The 20,042-nt window shown below is 70.3% G+C and carries 15 protein-coding genes; 10 read left to right on the top strand and 5 right to left on the bottom strand.

The window, feature by feature from the left end; translation table 11 throughout:
• The first annotated feature begins 109 nt into the window (after nucleotides 1-109).
• Nucleotides 110-1,090, top strand: a complete 981-nt coding sequence (gene galE / locus ACFXOO_RS00410; protein WP_394562437.1) for a UDP-glucose 4-epimerase GalE — start codon at nucleotides 110-112, stop codon at nucleotides 1,088-1,090.
• A gap of 16 nt (nucleotides 1,091-1,106) precedes the next feature.
• Here the strand turns inward: galE and ACFXOO_RS00405 are convergent, their stop codons facing one another.
• A complete protein-coding gene (locus ACFXOO_RS00405) occupies nucleotides 1,107-2,114 on the bottom strand; it encodes a LacI family DNA-binding transcriptional regulator (RefSeq protein ID WP_394563162.1) in 1,008 nt (335 codons plus the stop codon).
• A gap of 222 nt (nucleotides 2,115-2,336) precedes the next feature.
• Between ACFXOO_RS00405 and galT the strand changes: the two genes are divergently transcribed.
• Together galT and galK are read left to right on the top strand one after the other, a co-directional pair.
• Nucleotides 2,337-3,482, top strand: coding sequence for a galactose-1-phosphate uridylyltransferase (gene galT / locus ACFXOO_RS00400; protein ID WP_394563161.1), 1,146 nt, complete (start codon nucleotides 2,337-2,339; stop codon nucleotides 3,480-3,482).
• Entirely contained in the window at nucleotides 3,479-4,663 is a 1,185-nt protein-coding gene (gene galK / locus ACFXOO_RS00395; RefSeq protein ID WP_394562436.1) for a galactokinase, read from the top strand. The genes galT and galK overlap by 4 nt, the downstream gene beginning before the upstream one ends.
• A gap of 30 nt (nucleotides 4,664-4,693) precedes the next feature.
• Here galK and ACFXOO_RS00390 read toward each other — a convergent pair whose 3' ends face one another.
• Nucleotides 4,694-5,683 (bottom strand): LacI family DNA-binding transcriptional regulator, encoded by a 990-nt coding sequence (locus ACFXOO_RS00390; RefSeq protein WP_378843626.1) that lies wholly within the window; start codon nucleotides 5,681-5,683, stop codon nucleotides 4,694-4,696.
• A 205-nt stretch (nucleotides 5,684-5,888) separates the two neighbouring features.
• Here ACFXOO_RS00390 and ACFXOO_RS00385 point away from each other — a divergent pair, with 205 nt between their 5' ends.
• The 6 genes from ACFXOO_RS00385 (at nucleotide 5,889) to ACFXOO_RS00360 (ending at nucleotide 13,596) form a co-directional block, all read left to right on the top strand.
• A complete protein-coding gene (locus tag ACFXOO_RS00385; RefSeq protein ID WP_378843491.1) occupies nucleotides 5,889-6,815 on the top strand; it encodes a carbohydrate ABC transporter permease in 927 nt (308 codons plus the stop codon).
• A gap of 1 nt (nucleotide 6,816) precedes the next feature.
• The gene (locus tag ACFXOO_RS00380) at nucleotides 6,817-7,746 is read left to right on the top strand and encodes a carbohydrate ABC transporter permease (protein ID WP_378843489.1); all 930 of its coding nucleotides are present in this window, start codon (nucleotides 6,817-6,819) and stop codon (nucleotides 7,744-7,746) included.
• Between the two features lie 57 nt (nucleotides 7,747-7,803).
• Nucleotides 7,804-9,153, top strand: coding sequence for an ABC transporter substrate-binding protein (locus tag ACFXOO_RS00375; protein WP_378843487.1), 1,350 nt, complete (start codon nucleotides 7,804-7,806; stop codon nucleotides 9,151-9,153).
• Nucleotides 9,154-9,234: 81 nt separating this feature from the next.
• Nucleotides 9,235-10,812 (top strand): alpha-N-arabinofuranosidase, encoded by a 1,578-nt coding sequence (locus ACFXOO_RS00370; protein WP_378853273.1) that lies wholly within the window; start codon nucleotides 9,235-9,237, stop codon nucleotides 10,810-10,812.
• Nucleotides 10,805-12,583, top strand: coding sequence for a beta-galactosidase family protein (locus tag ACFXOO_RS00365; protein WP_394562435.1), 1,779 nt, complete (start codon nucleotides 10,805-10,807; stop codon nucleotides 12,581-12,583). The genes ACFXOO_RS00370 and ACFXOO_RS00365 overlap by 8 nt, the downstream gene beginning before the upstream one ends.
• Before the next feature lie 176 nt (nucleotides 12,584-12,759).
• Nucleotides 12,760-13,596, top strand: a complete 837-nt coding sequence (locus ACFXOO_RS00360) for an alpha/beta fold hydrolase (RefSeq protein WP_394562434.1) — start codon at nucleotides 12,760-12,762, stop codon at nucleotides 13,594-13,596.
• Nucleotides 13,597-13,673: 77 nt separating this feature from the next.
• On the opposite strand, the gene ACFXOO_RS00355 is transcribed toward ACFXOO_RS00360, so the two are convergent.
• Nucleotides 13,674-15,815 (bottom strand): lamin tail domain-containing protein, encoded by a 2,142-nt coding sequence (locus ACFXOO_RS00355; protein WP_378843479.1) that lies wholly within the window; start codon nucleotides 15,813-15,815, stop codon nucleotides 13,674-13,676.
• 149 nt (nucleotides 15,816-15,964) lie between these two features.
• On the opposite strand from ACFXOO_RS00355, the gene ACFXOO_RS00350 reads away from it, so the two are divergent.
• On the top strand, nucleotides 15,965-17,470 hold the full coding sequence (locus ACFXOO_RS00350; RefSeq protein WP_394562433.1) for a carboxylesterase/lipase family protein: 1,506 nt from the start codon (nucleotides 15,965-15,967) through the stop codon (nucleotides 17,468-17,470).
• 42 nt (nucleotides 17,471-17,512) lie between these two features.
• Here the strand turns inward: ACFXOO_RS00350 and ACFXOO_RS00345 are convergent, their stop codons facing one another.
• Together ACFXOO_RS00345 and ACFXOO_RS00340 are read right to left on the bottom strand one after the other, a co-directional pair.
• Entirely contained in the window at nucleotides 17,513-18,499 is a 987-nt protein-coding gene (locus ACFXOO_RS00345; protein ID WP_394562432.1) for an LLM class F420-dependent oxidoreductase, read from the bottom strand.
• Nucleotides 18,500-18,508: 9 nt separating this feature from the next.
• A complete protein-coding gene (locus tag ACFXOO_RS00340) occupies nucleotides 18,509-19,975 on the bottom strand; it encodes a cryptochrome/photolyase family protein (RefSeq protein ID WP_394562431.1) in 1,467 nt (488 codons plus the stop codon).
• Nucleotides 19,976-20,042 lie beyond the last annotated feature (67 nt).

The following is a 20,042-nucleotide window of genomic DNA, read 5'->3' as shown; positions in this document are numbered from 1 at the left end:
GAAAGCGCTATCCGATCGAGTGACCGACCCGGGCGGGACACGGCTCCGCGATAGCCTGGGCGACGGCGGCGCGTTCCCGCGGTCCGCTGCATCCACCCCGAGGAGTGTCATGTCCTGGCTCGTGACCGGCGGCGCCGGCTACATCGGCGCACACATCGTGCGCGCGCTCGACGCGGCGGGCCTGCCGCCCGTCGTGATCGACGACCTCTCGAGCGGTCACGCCTCCTTCGTGCCGCGCGGCGTGCCGTTCATCGAGGGCACGATCCTCGATCGGGCCCTCGTCGAGGACACGCTGCGCTCGCACGACGTCGAGGGCGTCATCCACGTGGCCGGCTTCAAATACGCCGGCGTCTCGGTCACGCGCCCGCTGCACACCTATGCCCAGAACGTCGATGCGACGCGGGTCGTCCTGGAGGCGATGGAGGCGGCGCGCGTGACGAACCTGGTGTTCTCCTCGAGCGCCGCCGTGTTCGGCACGCCCGATGTCGACCTCGTCACGGAGGAGACGGCGAAGGCGCCCGCCTCCCCGTACGGCGAGTCGAAGCTCATCGGCGAGTGGCTGCTGCGCGACCAGGGCATCGCGACCGCGGGGTCCAAGCATCCGCTCCGCCACACCTCCCTGCGCTATTTCAACGTCGTCGGGTCCGGCGATCCCGCGGTGTTCGACTCGAGCCCGCACAACCTGTTCCCGCTGGTGTTCGAGGCGCTCATCGACGGACGCACGCCGCGCATCAACGGCGAGGACTACGCCACGCCCGACGGCACGAACGTGCGCGACTACGTGCACGTCGCCGACATCGCCCTCGCACACGTCGCCGCCGCCCAGCGACTGGTCGCGGGAGAACCGATCGAACCGGCCTACAACCTCGGCTCGCAGAACGGCCTGTCGGTCAGCGAGATCATGGACGCGATGGCGCGGGTGACGGGCATCGACTTCACGCCCGACATCGGCCCCCGGCGCACGGGCGATCCCGACCGGATCGTCGCCACCGGCGAGCTCGCCGCGCGCGACCTCGACTGGGCGAACCGCTACAGCGTCGACGACATGGTGCGGAGCGCCTGGGAGGCGCGTCGGGCGGCATCCGCCTGAGCCGGACGCCGGAGGTTCATCCGCCCGGCCGCCGCCGCGTGCTCTCGCGCACGACGAGGGAGGTCGCGATCAGCGCCCCGGACGACGCCCGACCGCCCTCGATCGTCGCCACGAGCGTCGCCACCGCCTCCGCTCCGAGCGCGTCGAAGTCCTGACGCACCGTCGTCAGCGGCGGGCGGTACTGCGCGGCGTCCTCGATGTCATCGAACCCGATCACCTCCACATCGTCGGGGACACGACGCCCGGCGTCGAAGAGCCCTCGCAGCAGACCGAGCGCCATCTGGTCGTTCGCCGCGAACACGGCGGTCGCGTCGACGGGCAGCCGGAGCGCCGCGTCGTACCCGGAGCTCGCGGTCCAGTCGCCGCGGAGCACGGGCGGGGCGGAGCGGGCTCCGAGACCGAGTCGCCATCCTCGCTCCCGCTCGGCGGCCGCGAACGAGGCCGGCGGTCCCCCGAGGTGCCACACCACGTCGTGCACCGCACCGTCGTGCCCCACGTCGGGCGCCGCGCCGTCGTGCGTCCGAGAGAGCAGATACTCGGTCGCCGCGCGGGCACCGGTCGCATGATCCGTCTGCACGATGCCGAAGCGTCCGTCGGGCGGCGAGTCCACCACGACGACGGCGATACCGGGCGGGATCCCGGCATCTCGCGCGAACACGGTGGCCTCGTTCAGCACGATCGCGCCGTCGACGCCCTGGTCGTGCAAGCGCGCGAACGCGTCGGCGACGGCGTCGGGGCCGCCGAGTGCGACGACCGTGAGGGCATAGCCCCGAGATGCCGCGGCATCCGTCACCGCCTGCAGCATGCGGGAGTTGCCCACCGTCGCCAGGGTCGACACGACCAGCCCGATGGTCTGCGTGCGGCCCGTGCGCAGCGCTCGCGCGGCACGGTGCGGTCGGTAGCCGAGACGGACCATCGCCGTCTCGACGCGCGAGCGGGTGCCGGGGTCGACCCGCGGGCTGCCGTTGACCACGCGCGAGACCGTCTGGCCCGACACTCCCGCCGCGGCGGCCACGTCGGCCATCGACACGCGACGGGTCGGGTCGGGAGCCTCCCTCGGAGGTCGCCGGAGATCGGGCACGCCGGTCAGGTCCTGGTGACTGAGCCCCATTCGTCGCCCTTCTGATCGCCGCGGGGGCGGTCTGCTCCCGTACCCGCCGAAGCGCGTGCGCAACGTCGGCATGTTGACGTTACCATCCGGTCTTGCTACCGTGTTGACGTGAACACACCGGATTTCGGCGCGACGATGCCCGCCCCCCAGACGCTCGGTGCGGGTGTCGTCAAGCGGTCGACCCGCCTGGCCGACGGCCGCGAGCTGATCTACTTCGACGACCCCGGGACGACCTTGCCCGCTGAGCGCGCCGCCGACACGCGCGAACCGGGTGCACGCGCCGAGACCGCGACGATGCGTCGCGACGTCCTGACCGGCGACTGGATCTCGATCGCCGCGGGACGCCAGAACCGTGCCTTCCTGCCCCCCGCGCACCTCGACCCGCTCGCCCCGCAGACGCCGACGAATCCGTCGGAGATCCCGTCGCTGTACGACGTCGCCGTGTTCGAGAACAAATCGCCCTCGTTCGGGCCCGCCCTCGCCGTCGCCACCACCGACGCTCCCGCCGCGGAGGATCCGCCGCGCAGTCTGGCCGATCTGGACGCCCCCGGCCTCGGCCGCACCCGCAGCTCGGTCGGACGCTGTGAGGTCGTCTGCTTCTCGCCCGAGCGCGAGGGCTCCTTCGGCACCCAGACCCCCGTCCGCGCCCGCACCGTGATCGAGGCCTGGGCGGACCGCACCGACGCGCTCTCGGCACTCCCCGGCGTGCAGCAGGTCTTCCCGTTCGAGAACCGCGGCGAGGAGATCGGCGTCACGCTCCGCCACCCCCATGGGCAGATCTACTCCTACCCCTACCTCACCCCGCGGACGACCCTCCTGCTGGGCTCGATCGCCCGGGAGGGCGACGACCTCTTCGCACGCATCATCGACTTCGAGTCGGCGGGCCCCCGCGTCGTCCTCGAGGCGGAGCACTGGATCGCCTACGTGCCGTTCGCCGCGCGCTGGCCGATCGAGGTGCACCTGACGCCACGCCGCCACGTGCCCGACTTCGCCGCCACCTCCGCGGCCGAACGCGACGAGCTCGCCCCGGTGTACCTGCGTCTGCTCCGTGGCGTCGACGCCCTCTACGACAGCCCGACCCCCTACATCGCGGCATGGCACCAGGCCCCCGTGACCGTCGGCCGCGACACCGTGCGTCTGCACCTGCAGCTCACGAGCCCCCGCCGCGCCGTCGACAAGCTGAAGTACCTCGCCGGTTCCGAGTCCGCCATGGGCGCCTGGATCGGCGACGTCCCGCCCGAGACCGTGGCGGCCCGACTCCGAGAGGTGATCCCCGCATGACCGCAGCATCCGAGGCCCGCGCACTGCTGGCCACCCTCACGCGGACGGCGTCCTCGGGCGAGTGGTCCGCACCGGGGCGCGTCAACCTGATCGGCGAGCACACCGACTACAACGACGGCTTCGTCCTGCCGTTCGCGATCGACCACCGCACGCACGTCGCACTGGCCGAGCGGACGGATGCCACGATCCGCGTGGCCTCCACTTTCGATGCCGCCCCGGTCGAGGTGGCGCTGAGCGCACTGCCGGACGTGTTCCCGCAGCGCGACGGCCACGAGACCGTGCCGGAGTGGGCGGCGTACCCCCTGGGCGTCGCGTGGGCCCTCGTGCACGCCACCGGGGTCGACGTCTCGACCCTCACCGGCGTGGACATCGCGATCGCCTCCGACGTCCCCGTCGGCGCCGGCCTGTCGTCGTCCGCCGCCATCGAAGGGTCGACGGCCGCGGCGCTGAACGACGTCTGGGGTCTGCAGCTCGACCCGGTGGCGCTCGCGCGCGTCGGCCGCACCGCCGAGAACGATGCGGTGGGTGCCCCCACCGGCATCATGGACCAGATGGCCTCGATGCTGGGCCGGACGGATGCCGCGATCTTCCTCGACTGCCGTTCGCTCGAGACGACGATCGTCGACCTCGGCTTCGACCGGGCCGGCCTCGAGCTTCTCGTGATGGACACCCGCGTCTCGCACTCCCACGCCACCGGCGGCTACGGCGAGCGCCGCGCCTCGTGCGAACGCGGAGCCGAGATCATGGGGGTGCCGGCGCTCCGCGATCTCTCCCTCGCCGACCTCCCCCGCGCCGAGCAGCTGATGGACGACGTGACCTTCCGCCGCGTGCGGCACATCGTCACCGAGAACCAGCGGGTGCTCGACACCGTTCGCGCACTGGAGGACGACGGGCCGGCGGCGATCGGCGCACTGCTGGTGGCTTCCCACGCTTCCATGCGCGACGACTTCGAGATCTCCGCCCCGGAGCTGGACACCGCCGTGGACGCCGCACTGGCCGCCGGCGCCGTGGGCGCCCGCATGACCGGCGGCGGCTTCGGCGGTGCCGCGATCGCGCTCGTCGCACACGATCGGGTCGGGGCCGTGAAGGATGCCGTGGACGCGGCCTTCGCGGCATCCGGTTTCGCCGCTCCGGTGCAGTTCACCGTGACGCCCTCGCAGGGCGCCCGGCGCGACGCCTGAGCCGGGGTCGCCGGCCCGGGACGGCCGTCCTCAGCGCCGACTGTAGGGTCCGGTGCTGTCGCGCACGACCAGCTCGGTCGGAATGAACGTCGTGCCGACGCCCGCGCCGGGGTCGGCGATCTGCGCGAGGAGCCGCTCCATGGCGAGCCGTCCCACCTCGCGGAAGCTCTGATGCACGGTCGTCAGCGGCGGCCAGAAGTCGCGCGCCTCGTCCATGTCGTCGAAGCCCACGACGCTGACGTCGCCCGGGATGTCGCGACCCAGCTCGTGCAGCGCGCGCATGGCTCCGAGCGCCATCTGGTCGTTCGCGGCGAAGATCGCCGTGACGTCTTCGCGCGCGCCCAGCTCACGACCGATCCGGTAGCCGGAGTCGGTGGTCCAATCCCCGTAGAACTCCTCGGGCGGGGCGATGCCCGCGCGTCGCAGCGTCGAGCGCCACGAGTCCGCACGGTGGGACGCCGAGAACGACGTCGTCGGGCCGGCGATGTGCCAGACCTGCGGGTGTCCGAGGCTCAGCAGATGCTCGGTGGCGACGCGGGCGCCCTGCGCCTGGTCGGTGTCGACGACCGGGTAACCCGAGCCGGCGTTCGAGTCGATGACGACGACGGGGAGCCCGGGAGGCAGCGAGATCTCGACACGGTCGAGGAGAGACGCCTCGAAGATGATGATGACGCCGTCGACGGCCTGCTGTGTGAGGCGGCGGTACGCGCCGGACACGGCGCCGATCGTGGGGTCGGGGACGGGCATCAGCGTGACCGAGTAGTCGGCCCTCGCCGCCTCGACGGCGATGGCGTCGAGGGTGCGCACGTTGCCGAGCGTCTCGAGGGTGAACATGATCACGCCCACGGTGTGGAAGCGCCCGGACTTGAGCGCCCGGGCGGCGCCGTTGGGCCGGTAGCCGAGGGCGCGCATCGAGCGGAGCACCCGATCCCGCGTGGAGTCGTCGACGTTCGTGTGGCCGTTCGAGACCCGCGACACCGTCTGGGCCGAGACGGCGGCGTGCCGGGCTACGTCGGCCATGGACGGCGCGCGGCGCTGCTTCTCCTGCACGATCCCCCTCGATCCCGACGTGGAGCCTCCCGGTCTGCGGGATGACTTCCGGGCACTCCCTGCCGGACGCCTGCTGTCAGTGAATCAGCACTTGCATGGTTACGCAAACATGTTAGGCTCCGTTTCGGACATGGTTACGCAAACATGTCCCCCAGGTCAACGAATGGACTGAATCATGACGATGGCGTCGACACTCGCTTCGGGTGCTCCCCCCACCACCGCGGCCCCCCGTCGGGCGCGACGGGACTGGCGTGGCTGGGGATTCGTCGCACCGTTCATGATCGTGTTCCTCGCGGTGCTGGTCGCCCCCGTGATCTACGCCCTGTACCTCACGCTCTTCCGCCAGCAGCTCGTCGGCGGCAACGGATTCGTCGGACTCGCGAACTACATCCAGCTCTTCCAGGACGAGAAGTTCTGGGAAGCGCTCGGTCGCGTCACCCTCTTCCTGATCGTCCAGGTGCCGATCATGCTGCTGCTGTCGTTGTGCGCCGCCCTGGCCATCGACAGCGCGCGCCTCCACGGCGCCGGATTCATCCGCATCGCGATCTTCCTGCCCTATGCCGTCCCCGGCGTGGTGGCCGCCCTCATCTGGGGGTTCATCTACGGCAACCAGTTCGGGCTGACCGGGACGCTCAACGACCTCCTGGGTGCCGAGATCTTCCAGCCCTTCACATCCCAGTGGATCCTCGCCTCGATCGGCAACATCGTCACGTGGGAGTTCCTGGGCTACAACATGCTCATCTTCTACGCGGCCCTCAAGGTGATCCCCGCCGACCTCTACGAAGCCGCCGAGATCGACGGCGCGGGTCAGTTCCGGATCGTGACCGGCATCAAGCTTCCCGCCCTGCGGGGGTCGATCGTGATCGCGACAGTGTTCTCCATCATCGGCAGCTTCCAGCTGTTCAACGAGCCCAACCTGCTGAAGAACCTCGCCCCCAATGTCATCAGCAGTTTCTTCACCCCGAACATGTACGCCTACAACCTCTCGTTCGCGGGCCAGCAGTTCAACTACTCCGCCACCGTCGCGATCGTCATGGGTGTCGTCACCGCGACGATCGCCTACATCGTGCAATTGCGCGGCTCCCGACAGGAGGTGCGCTGAGATGGCCACCCACACCGAGGTCCTCACCTCCACCCCCCGCGCCCGGCCCGGAAACCGTCGCGTCCCCTACGTGCATCGGCGCCCGTCCCGCCCGCGCCGGTCGATCATGCTCACGATCGTCATGGCGATCATGGTGATCTACTCCGTCATCCCGCTCGCATGGCTGCTCATCAATGCGACCAAGAGTCAGGCCGACCTGTTCTCGAGCTTCGGGTTGTGGTTCGGCTCCGATTTCCACCTGTGGCAGAACATCGTCGACACCCTGACCTACCGCGACGGCATCTTCGTGCAGTGGTTCGGCAACACCCTGCTCTACGTCGTGGTGGGCGCCGGCGGTGCGACACTGCTGGCGACGGTCGCGGGCTACGGGATGGCGAAGTTCAACTTCCCCGGTCGCCGCGCCGTGTTCGCCGTCGTTCTGGGCGCGATCGCGATCCCGGGCACGGCGCTGGCGGTGCCCACGTTCCTCATGTTCAGCCAGCTGGGGCTCACCAACACCCCCTGGGCGGTCATCCTCCCCTCCCTCATCAGCCCGTTCGGCCTGTACCTGATCTGGACCTATGCGGTCGACGCGGTGCCGACCGAGCTGCTCGAAGCGGCGCGCATGGACGGATCGGGCGAGTTCCGCACGTTCTTCACGATCTCGCTGCGCCTGCTCTCCCCCGGGATCGTGACGGTGCTGCTGTTCGCCGTCGTGGCCACGTGGAACAACTACTTCCTGCCGCTGATCATGCTGAGCGAGCCGACCTGGTATCCGCTCACGGTCGGTCTCAGTCAGTGGAGCGCGCAGGCGACGGGCGTCGCCGCCCAGCCGATCTACAACCTCGTCATCACCGGCTCGCTCCTGACGATCATCCCGATCGTCGTCGCCTTCCTCTTCCTCCAGCGCTTCTGGCAGTCCGGCCTCAGCGCCGGCAGCGTCAAACAGTAGGTCCCGCATCACCCGGGCGTCCTGCCCACCCCTAACAAAGAAGTGAAAGGAACACCGATGTCCACCATCACCCGAGCGCGCAGAGCGCGCCTGGCAGCTGTGGCCACAGCATCCGCCGTCTCCCTCGGCCTGATCCTGTCGGGCTGCTCGTCCAGCACCGGCGGGGCATCCGGCGGCGATGCCAGTGCCGACGCCCTCGAGAGCGCCCTGGAAGCCGGCGGCGAGATCACGTACTGGAGCTGGACACCGTCGGCCGAAGCCCAGGTCGAGGCGTTCGAGAAGGCCTACCCGAAGGTCACCGTCAACCTCGTCAACGCCGGGACGAACACCGACGAGTACACGAAGCTGCAGAACGCGATCACCGCGGGTTCGGGTGCTCCGGATGTCGCACAGGTCGAGTACTACGCGATCCCCCAGTTCGCCCTCGCGGACTCGCTGGTGGACCTCGCGCCCTACGGCTTCGGCGATCTGAAGGACAAGTACACCGCCGGACCCTGGGGCGCCGTCACCTCGGGCGACAAGATCTACGGCCTGCCGCAGGACTCGGGCCCCATGGCGATGTTCTACAACAAGACCGTCTTCGACACCTACGGCATCGCGGTCCCCACGACGTACGACGAGTACGTCGCCGCCGCCGAGAAGCTGCACGCCGCCAACCCGAATGCCTACATCGCATCCGACACCGGCGACTCCGGCTTCGCGACGAGCATGATCTGGCAGGCCGGCGGCAAGCCGTTCAGTGCCGACGGCACCGATGTGACGATCAACCTCCAGGACGACGGCTCGAAGAAGTGGGCCGACAGCTGGAACCGGCTCGTCGAAGGCGGCCTGCTTTCGAGCACCCCCGGCTGGAGCGACGAGTGGTACAAGGCCCTCGGTGACGGCACGATCGCGACCCTGCTGACCGGCGCGTGGATGCCCGGCGTCCTCCAGTCGTCGGTGCCGGATGCTTCCGGTGACTGGCGCGTCGCCCCCATGCCGACCTACGACGGCACCCCGGTGACCGCCGAGAACGGCGGCGGCGGCCAGGTCGTGCTCAAGCAGAGCAAGAACCAGGCGCTCGCGGCCGCGTTCCTGAAGTGGCTGAACAGCGACCCCGCGTCGATCAAGGTCTTCCTCGAATCGGGCGGGTTCCCCTCCACCACCGCGGAGCTCGAGTCCTCCGACTTCCTCGCCGACGCCCCCGAGTACTTCGGCGGCCAGAAGATCAACGAGGTGCTCGTGGATGCCTCGAAGAACGTCCCCTCCGGATGGCAGTACCTGCCCTACCAGGTGTACGCGAACAGCATCTTCGGCGACACCGTCGGTCAGGCCTACAAGAACGGCACCGACCTGAACGCCGGGCTCGAAGAGTGGCAGAAGCAGCTCGTGGACTACGGCAACCAGCAGGGCTTCACCGTCAAGTAGCACGAACGAAGAGATCGAACACGGATGCGGCGGCCGCACGTCGGCCGCCGCATCCGCATCTCCTCCCCCCGAAGGATCCCCATGCTCTCCGCGCGTCTCCCCCTCGACCCGCAGCTCGTCCTCGCGCCGGTCCCCCGCCGCCTGTTCGGCACGTTCGTCGAGCACATGGGCCGCGCCGTGTACGAGGGCATCTACGAACCGGGTCATCCCACCGCCGATGCCGAGGGGTTCCGCGGCGACGTGCTCGCGCTCGTCCGCGAGCTCGGGGCGACCACCGTGCGGTACCCCGGCGGCAACTTCGTCTCGGGCTACCGGTGGGAGGACGGGGTCGGACCGCGGGCCGATCGTCCGGTGCGACTGGACGCCGCGTGGCACAGCACCGAGACCAATGCCGTCGGGCTCCACGAATTCGCGAGCTGGGCCGCCCAGGCCGACCTCGAGCTCATGTACGCCGTCAACCTCGGCACGCGCGGCATCGACGCCGCCGCCGACGTCCTCGAATACGCCAACCACCCGGCCGGGACCGCGCTCTCCGACCAGCGTCGCCGCAACGGCGCCGACGCCCCCTTCGCCATCGGACTGTGGTGTCTCGGCAACGAAGTCGACGGCCCGTGGCAGATCGGCCACAAGACCGCCGACGAATACGGGCGTCTCGCTGCCGAGACCGCGCGCCTCATGACGTTCCTCGACCCCGACATCGAACTCGTGGCCGCGGGCAGCTCGAACGCCGAGATGCCGACGTTCGGCGAGTGGGAGCGGACGGTGCTCACGCACACCGCGGGACTGGTGCACCACATCTCGGTGCACGCGTACTACGAGGAGCAGGACGGGGACGCCGTCAGCTTCCTGGCCTCGGCCACGGCGCTCGACCGCTACATCGACACCGTCGCCGCGATCATCGACGAGGTCGGCGCGGGCCCCGGATCTGCGCATCCCGTCGGCATCAGCGTCGACGAGTGGAACGTGTGGTCGCAGACGAGGTGGAACGAGCACGACAAGACGGCCGTCCTCACCGGCGGATGGCCGGAGCACCCGCGGTTGATCGAGGACACGTACACGGTGACGGATGCCGTCGTGGTCGGGTCGCTGCTCATCTCGCTGCTCCGTCACAGCGACCGCGTGTCGATGGCCAACCTCGCCCAGCTCGTCAACGTCATCGCGCCGATCCGGTGCGAGCCGGGGGGTCCTGCCTGGCGTCAGAGCACGTTCTTCCCGTTCCAGCACACCGCGACCCGGGCACGCGGCAGCGTGCTCGTCGCCGACGTCGACTCCCCGGAGATCGACACGCTCCGCCACGGTGCGGCGCCGCTGGTGGATGCCGTCGCCACGGTCGACGACGACGGGCGGATGACCGTCTTCGCGTGCAACCGATCGCTCGAGGACGCCGCCGAGCTGACGATCGACGTCACCGACGCCTCGGCCGCGGCATCCGGATACAGCCTCGTGCGCGCCGAGACGCTGACGATCCCCGCCGACGGCGACCGCCACACCACCAACACCGCCGAGGCCCAGCCTGTCGGCATGCGCCCCCTGACCGTTCCTGCACCGCAGGCGGCGGCGACACCGACGCCGCCATCGTCCTCGATCACCGTCGTGCTGCCGGCCCTCTCGTGGTCCGTCCTCGAGCTCGCTCCCACCCGAAAGACCCCGCATGAGTGATTCCCGCCCCGCCCACGACTTCCGCATCGGCGCCCAGGACTTCGAGTTCGACGGTGCACCGCTGCAGATCCTGTCGGGCGCCCTGCACTACTTCCGGGTGCACCCCGACCTCTGGCGCGACCGCATCCGCAAGGCCCGGCAGATGGGACTCAACACGATCGAGACCTACGTCGCATGGAACGCGCATGCTCCGCAGGAGGACGTCTTCGACCTCACGGGCGGCCTGGATCTCGGGCGGTTCCTGGACGATGTCGCTGCCGAGGGCATGCACGCGATCGTCCGACCCGGGCCGTACATCTGCGCGGAGTGGGACAACGGCGGTCTCCCCGCCTGGCTGTTCCGCTCGGGCACCGTCGGGGTGCGCCGTGACGAGCCGCAGTACCTCGCCGCCATCGAGCGGTACCTGCAGCAGCTCGCACCCGTGCTCGTCCCGCGGCAGGTGGACCGCGGCGGGCCGATCATCCTCGTGCAGATCGAGAACGAGTATGGCGCCTACGGCCACGACCCCGTCTACCTGCAGAAGCTCGTCGACCTGAACCGCGCGATCGGCCTCACCGTGCCGTTCACGTCGGTCGACCAGCCGACCGACGAGATGCTCGCGAACGGCAGCATCCCCGGCCTGCACACCACCGCCTCGTTCGGCTCCCGGTCGATCGAACGGCTGGCGACCCTCCGCCGGCACCAGCCCACCGGGCCGCTGATGTGCGCGGAGTTCTGGGACGGCTGGTTCGACCACTGGGGGGCGCACCACCACACCACCCCCGTCGAGGAGTCCGCGGGCGACCTCGACGATCTCCTCGCCACCGGAGCCTCCGTGAACCTGTACATGTTCCACGGCGGCACCAACATGGGCTTCACGAACGGTGCCAACGACAAGGGCGTCTACCAGCCCCTCGTGACGAGCTACGACTACGACGCCCCGCTGGACGAGGCGGGCAACCCGACCGCTAAGTACTGGGCGTTCCGCGACGTGCTGGCGAAGTACACCGACCTCGCGATCGACGACGTGCCCGCGGCATCCGTCCCCGCGCCGACTCCTCACACCCGGTGGAGCTCCGCGGTGCCGCTGGCGGAGGTCGCACCGTCGCTGGGGACCGCGTCGGCGCACGAGGAGCTGCCGAGCATGGACGCGCTCGGCGCGTTCACCGGGTTCGCGCTGTACCGCACCGTGATCGACGTGAGCGGTCCCGCCGTCCTGCACATCGATGAAGTGCGCGACCGGGCGATCGTGTTCGTCGAAGGTTCGCCGGTCGGCGTCCTCGCGCGCGAGCACCACGATGCCCGCCTGCCGCTGCCTTCGCACGCGCGCGGGGTGCTGGAGCTGCTCGTCGAAGACCAGGGCCGGGTCAACTACGGCGAGCGCATCGGCGAGCCCAAAGGGCTGATCGGCGCCGCCACCCTCAACGGCGATCCGCTCCGTCAGTGGGAGGTGCAGGCCCTCGACCTCCGGGATCTCGGTCCCGTGCGGGACGCGCTCCACGACCGTCCGTGGGACGGCGCCCTCGCCGGACCGGTGTTCGGTCGCGCCGAGGTCGAGCTCTACGAACCCACCGACCTCTTCATCGACACCCGCGGCTGGGGCAAGGGCGTCGTCTGGGTCAACGGCGTGAACCTCGGCCGCTACTGGTCGAAGGGTCCGCAGCACACGCTGTTCGTCCCCTCCGCCCTGGTGCACGCCGGAGTGAACGAGGTGGTCGTGCTCGAGCTGCACGCCGCCGCGTCGACGGTCGCCTTCGCCGCCGAGCCAGACCTCGGGCAGACCGACTTCTGAGTGCGGGTTCGATGCGGTCGCGGTGCCGTGGCGGTCGTACGCCGTCTCGGCCGCCGGGGCAACCCCTGGTCGCGCGCCCGCCCGCGATCTACCGTCGAAGGAGTGGCCGTTCCGCCCTCGGCACCCGAGGCGCCGGTGGGCGGACCTCCGGCCGCTTCAGACGAAAAGGAGCGAACGTGGCACGCATCACCGTCGGCATCGAGAACTCATCGGACATCTCGCTGTACTACACCGATCAAGGGTCGGGACAGCCGGTCGTCCTCATCCACGGATTCCCGTTGAACGGGGAGTCCTGGGGGAAGCAGCAGGCCGCCCTCCTGGACGCCGGCTACCGCGTGATCGCGTACGACCGCCGCGGTTTCGGCGCGTCGACGAAGACCGCGAGCGGGTCGGACTACGACACGTTCGCCAGCGACCTCGAGGCGCTCATGGTGGCGCTCGATCTCGAGAAGGCCGTGCTCGTCGGGTTCTCGATGGGCACGGGCGAAGTGGCTCGCTACCTGAGCACCTACGGCAGCGAACGGGTCGCGAAAGCCGTCTTCCTGGGGTCGCTCGAGCCGTATCTGCTGAAGACCGATGAGAACCCCGACGGAGCGGGCCCGCAGGACTTCTTCGACGCAACGGCGGCCTCGGTGCGCGCCGATCGGTACGCGTTCCTGACCGGGTTCTTCGCAGACTTCTACAACCTCGACGAGAACCTCGGCACGCGCATTTCCGAAGAAGCGCTGCACGCGAGCGTCTGCATCGCCAACCAGGCCGGCAACGCCGCGATCGCGGCCGCTCCCCTCACGTGGCCGACCGACTTCCGGAACGACATCCCCAAGATCGATGTTCCGGCGCTCATCGTCCACGGCACCGCCGACCGCATCCTCCCCATCGACGCGACCGCTCGTCGGTTCGCGAAGCTGCTCCCCGACGCGACGTACGTCGAGATCGAAGGCGCTCCGCACGCCATGATCTGGACGCATGCCGACGAGGTCAACACGGCGATGCTGGACTTCCTGCGCACCTGAGCCGCGGTCCGGGAGGAACGACGGATGCCTCGGCGCAGAGTGTGCGCCGAGGCATCCGTCGTCCAGCCGCCGTGCTGTTACGTGCGGCTGATCCGGCGGCGCAGCGCCACGAGCGCTCCCCCGGCGATGAGCATCGACCCGGCGAGGACCAGCGGCACGATGGGCTGGCTCCCGCCGGTCGCGGCGAGCGCCTTCGTGGAGCCGTTCCCCGAGACGCCTGTGGCGTCGGTCGGACCCGAGACCGGACCCGCGGGAGTGCCGGGCCCGGTGACGGGCAGCGACGGGCCCACGGGGTCGGTCGGGTCGGTCGGGTCGGTCGGGTCGGTCGGATCGACCGGCGCCTCGACGTACGTGCAGGGGAAGGTGCCCTGGCGCAGGGAGAAGCCATCGGTGTCGTTGTCGTCGGCGTAGAACGTCGGCTTGGTGCCCGCCGGCGCGCAGACCGCGTCATCGGCGATCGCGAAGCCCTCGTTCGCGATACCGGCACCCATGCCCGCCGGGCGCTCGTACACGTGCGTGGCGACGAAGGCGCCGTCCGTGAGCTCGTACACGGCGGTCTGACCGTCGCAGGCATCGTCGCAGGCGACCCACAGTGCGCCCGCACCGCTCGCGGCATCGGCGTCAAACTGCACCTCGGCGACGATCGCGAACGGTGTGGCGATCGTCGCCACCCGCGTGAAGGCGCCGCTGTCCTGAAGCGCATAGGCGTACACGGATGCCGTGCCCTCGACCCCGACGAAGAACAGGCCGTCGCCGTGGCCCGGGTAGGACGCCGGCGCGTACGGCGCACCTGTCGTCGCGTCGATGAAACCGCCCGCTACCAGGGAGGCGTCGGAGATCCAGGTGATGGCTTCGAGCCCGGCGTTGGCGCCCAGACCGGGGAAGTCGGCGGCGAGGTTCCACTCCTGCGACGCGTTCAGGCTCGTCGCCGAGCCCGACACGTCGTAACGAAGGACCGAGGGGCGGCTCACGCCGCTGTCGTCGTTGTCGCGCTCACTCGAGACGTAGACGCCCGCTGCGGCTCCGGCATCCGTCATCGTCACGCCCTCGGCGTCGACCGCGCCGGTGCCGTCGGCGTAGTGCAGCACCTTGCCCGCCGCCCATTCGGCTGAAGCATCCGGCGCCCAGCTGCCGTCGACGTCGGAGACGATGCGGTAGAGCAGTCCGTCGCCGTTCTGCACCGCCCACAGGGTGCCGGGCGCCGCCGTGCCCGATGCCTCCCAGTACAGTCCGCTCAGATCACCGCTGGGGAAGGTGTCGGCGTCATCGAGCGTGCGCACCTCGGCGCCGCCGGGCCACGCCTCAGGGGTGATCAGCCCGGTGCAGACGTTGATCGCATTCTTGGACGGGACCGCCGTCGTCGTGAACTCCCCCGTGCCGTCGGGGCAGCGGCCGTAGGTCGTCGAGGCGTGCTCCGCCCAGCTGTAGCTGTCGAGCAGCGTCGATCCGTTCGGCGCGAACAGCCGCACGGAGTCGGCGCCGCCGAGCCCGAAGCCGTCTTCGGCCGCGTCGACGTCGGCGACGTAGAAGCCGCCGGCCGCGACGGTCGTTCCGGCGGGCACGACGAACGCGTGCGTGTCGTCGTCGTCCTTCACCGTGAATCCACCGAGGTCGACATCGGTGGTGCCGGTGTTCACCAGCTCCACCCAATCGGTCGCGTCACCCCTGCTCTCGATCTCGTTGATGCGCACGGGCGAGCTGCAGTCGTTGGCCGCGCCCTTCGTCGATGCCGTCGTCTGCTGCATGTCGCCCACGCCGTCGGGGCACCGCCCGTAGCTGACGGCCGCGTGCGTCTCCCACGCATAGCTGGCGACGAGCGTGGTCCCGTCGGGTGCGAAGATCCGCGCGACGTCGCCCCCGCCCAGGCCGAAGTCGAACCCGACGGGGTTCGTCGCGCTGGTCTGGTCGATCACGAGGAATCCGCCTGCGGCGACGAGCGAGCCGGCCGGGAGGACGAACGCGGCGTGCGTGTCATCCGAGTCGAGGAACCGATAGCCCGTGAGGTCGATCGATTCGGCGCCGGTGTTGTACACCTCGACCCAGTCGGTGTCGTCGCCGTTGCTCTCGACCTCGTTGATGACGAGCGTCGAGGCGGCCGGCGGCAAGGGGTCGGCCTGCGCCGGCGCGGCGACCAGGAGCGGGACGGCCACGAGACCCAGCGCGGCGGCGACCGCGGCCCAGCGGCGCCCAGGGGTGGGAAGAGGGGAATCGGAACGCATGCGGCGTGCACCTTCGATCGGCAGACGGGGGAGCGGCCAGAATGGTCCGCGCACACGGCCGGGAGGTGAACGCCGCGTGACGCGCCAGGGACGGACCTCGCCGCGCGCGGGCCAGGCGACCGCGCACGACCGCGGTCTACAGTCGAGACATGGCCCGACGAGATGCGCGTGGCGGCGAGCCCGTGGCACACGCCGCACCTGTCGTCGACATCGCCCCCGGGTCCGTCCGGGGATTCTGGCGCGGACCGTCCGCCGCGTTCCTCGGCATCCCGTTCGCGCAGGCACCCGTGGGCGACCTGCGGTTCGCCGCTCCGGTGCCACCCGAGCCGTGGACCGGCGTCCGTGACGCACGCGAGAACGGCGCGACGGCCAAACGGGCGAAGCCGGGCGAGCGGACGCTCATCCCCGAGCCCGCGATCCCCGGGGAGAGCACGCTCAATGTCAACGTCTTCACGCCCTTGCCGGGAGCAGTGGATGCCGCATTGCCCGTGCTCGTCTGGTTCCACGGCGGCGGCTTCGTCGAAGGCTCGCCGGCGAGCCCGTGGTACGACGGGGCGGCCTTCACCCGCGACGGCATCGTGACCGTCAGCGTGTCGTACCGCCTCGGTTTCGATGGATTCGGCGCGATCGAGGACGCCCCGAGCAACCGTGGAGTGCGGGACTGGCTCGCCGCACTCGAGTGGGTGCAGACCAACATCCGCGCGTTCGGCGGCGACCCCGGCCGCGTCACGATCGCCGGGCAGTCCGCCGGGGGCGGCGCCGTCCTGACCCTGCTCGGCATGCCCGCCGCGCAGCATCTCTTCCACGCCGTCTGGGCGCTGTCCGCCGTGGTGGGCGATGTTCCCGCGGCCCGAGCGACGGCGCTCGTGGACCGCCTCGCCGATCTGGCGGGGGTCGCCCCCACGCGGGCGGGTTTCCGTTCGGTGCCGGAAGCCCGGCTTCTCGAGCTGCAGGATGGCGCGGCATCCGCTCTCGGGACATCGCCGTTCGAGAAGCTGAGGTCCACCCTCGATGAGGGTCGCGCGTGGGCTCCCACGATCGACGGCGACCTGCTCACCCGCCCCTCGCCGGAGTCGCTGCGTTCCGGCATCGGCGCGGGCAAGCCGCTCGTGCTGGGCACCACCGACGACGAATTCACCATGGCGACCGACAGGGCACGCAAGGCGCTGCGGTTCGTGCCGGTGTCGCTCGCCCTCGGTCGCCTGCAGAAGGACCGGGGTGTGCGGAATGCCTACCTCGCCGACAATGCGCAGCAGAGGCGGAGGGGCACGGCCGCCGTGCTCGGCCGGTACGCCACCGACCGGATCTTCCGGGCGTTCGCCGTGCGGGTGGCCGACGCACGCGGGGACGCCCCGACGTGGATGTACCGCTTCTCATGGGTGTCGCCGACGATCGGCTGGGCGTGCCACTGCCTCGACGTGCCGTTCTGGTGGGACTGCCTCGACGCCGACGCGGTGCCGGGGATCGCGGGCGACGCTCCCCCGCAGGCCCTCGCCGACGCGCTCCACGGCTCGGCCGCGGCTTTCGTCCGTGGTGCCGAGCCGGGGTGGGAGGCGTGGTCGGACAGCCGTGGGACGACGCGTGTGTTCGGCGGCGAGGCGTCCACCGCCGATGTGATCCCCGACGGTTACGCCAGCGTGCGGGCCCTGGTCTGAGTCCCGTCGCCGGTCAGAACCCAGGCCCGGTCCCGGGGCCGCTCAGTCCAGTGCGGGGATGACCTCGCGCTCGAACAGGTCCACGCCCGAACGGTCGTAGGCGTGCTCGGGGAAGTAGTGGATCGCGTAGCCGAGCCCGACCGCCCGCATCTCGTTGAGGCGCTCAACGATCTGCTCGGGGGTTCCGACCAAGCCGGCACCGCCGCGGTACTCCGCCATGAAGGCCTCGGTACGGTCGCCGAGGTACGGGGCGACGCGTGCCTCGATGGCGTCGACGCGCTCGGCCACTTCGGCCTCGGTCTCGCCGATCACGGTGTTGAAGTTGGCCGACTTGGTGATCTCGGCGAAGTCGCGGCCGACGGCGTCGGTGTGGCCCCGCAGGATCTCGGACTTGCGGGCGAACTCCTCCGGCTGACCGGAGAAGTTCGTGTACTGCGCGTACTTCGCCGCGATCTTCAGCGTGACCTTCTCGCCGCCGCCGGCGATCCAGGTGGGGATTCCGCCCTTCTGCAGCGGCTGCGGCTGGACGATCGCGCCGTCGACCTGGAAGTGCTTGCCGTCGAGCGTGGCGGATCCCGTCGCCCAGGCCTGCTGCATGATCTGCACGCCCTCGTCGAGCGCGCCGAGGCGGTCGCCGATGCCGGGGAAGCCGTAGCCGTAGGCACGCCACTCGTGCTCGTACCAGCCGCCGCCGATGCCCATCTCGACGCGTCCGCCCGAAATGATGTCGACCGTGGCGGCGACCTTCGCGAGGTAGGCCGGGTTGCGGTAGCCCATGGACGTGCACATCTGCCCGAGGCGGATGCGGTCGGTCACCGCCGCGAAAGCCGACATGAGCGTCCACGCCTCGTGGGTCGCCTCTGCGCTCGGTACGGGGACGGTGTGGAAGTGGTCGTAGACCCACAGGGATTCCCACGGCCCCTCATCGGCGCGCTGCGCCAGCTCGCGCATGACGCGCCATTGGTCGATGGGATCGATGCCGACGAGGTCGTGACGCCAGCCCTGGGGGATGAAGGTTCCGAAACGCATGCTCTCAGACTAGGCGCGTCCGGCCTCCGCGTCTCGGCGGCGCTCCTGGTCGACGACGGCCGCGCGATCGGCGAGCCGCCGGAGACCGGCGAACGGCTGCGCGAGACGGTGGTTCTTGCCGAGGGTCGGCTCGACGCGGTCGAGGAAGGCCCAGTATCCGGCCGTGTACGGGCAGGCGTCCTCGCCGAGACGCTTCTTGGGGTCGAAGCGGCAGCCGCCGCAGTGGTCGGACATCCGGTTGATGTACGCGCCGCCCGCCGCATAGGGCTTCGTCGCGACACGGCCGCCATCGGCGTGCAGCGTCATGCCGACGACGTTCGCGGGCATGACCCAGGGGGTGCCGTCGACGAACATGGCCACGAACCAGTCGTTCATCTCGCGCGGGTCGTAGCCGCGCTGCAGAGCGTGGTTGCCGATCACCATGAGTCGCTGAATGTGATGCGTCCACCCGTGGTCGCGGATGCCCTCAACGGCGGCCGACAGGCACGCCTCCTCGATCGCCTCAGGAGCCAGATCGAGGAACGACGACGGCACCGGATGCCGCGCCCCGAGCTCGTTGCTGTGCACGTAGTCCTCGCCGAACCGCCAGTAGAGATGCCAGACCCACTCGCGCCATCCGATGATCTGGCGGGTGAAGCCCTCGACGCTCGCGATGGGAGCGCGTCCCGCGTCGTATTCCGCGACGACCGTCTCGACGGCTTCGCGGGGGTCGAGCACCCCGAGATTCATCGGCACGCTCAGCAGCGAGTGCGCCATCGTCCAGTCGCTGCGGAGGATGGCGTCCTCGAACGGCCCGAAATCGCCGAGTCGGGTGTCGACGAAATCCTGCAGCGCGGCACGAGCCTCTGTCGGAGTGACGGCGAACTCGCGGGGCCCGTCCTCGCCGACGAAGCGCACGTCGCCGTCGCGCTCCCAGCGGTCGAGATCTCGACGCACCTCGGCATCGATGTCGTCCTCGGTCGGCCACCACGGATCGGGAAGCCCGAGGGTGAGGGCGTTCTTGGGTGGGGGGTTGCGGTTGTCGCGGTCGAAGTTCCAGGCGCCGCCCGCGGGGCGGTCGCCCTCCATGAGGATGCCCGTGCGCTCGCGGACCCAGCGGTAGTAGTCCTCCATCGCCGCATGCTCGTGCGCGTCGGCGAACCCCGCGAAGTCCGCCTCGGAGGTGACGAAGCCCCGACTCGGGAGGATCTCGGCGCCGAGCTCGCGGGCGAGGCGTCGCGCTCGATAGGACGTGGGATCGATCACCTCGAGGTCGCGTCCTGCGAGCGCTTCGCGGAAGGTGTCGGCCCGCACGTACTCGAGCCGATCGCCGAGTTCGGCCTTGCGGTGCCGCATCGCGGAGAGGTACAGGTGTGCTTTGCGCCGATGCATCGGAGCACGGGCGAATGCCGAGCGCGCCTCGACGAGCAGCATCCGTCCACCATCGTCGAACTGCTCGCCGAGCTGACCGGCCACCACCCACCGCACGCGTGTCATGGCTCCATCCTCCGGCACGGGTGCGACACAGGGGCGGGGTTGCGCCGGCCGCGACCTCCTCCGCGCG

The organism is Microbacterium sp. P03, assembly GCF_043556235.1.
Lineage (GTDB): Bacteria > Actinomycetota > Actinomycetes > Actinomycetales > Microbacteriaceae > Microbacterium.
Note: the sequence above shows the minus strand (reverse complement) of the source record. Positions and strands in the feature narration are given on the sequence as shown.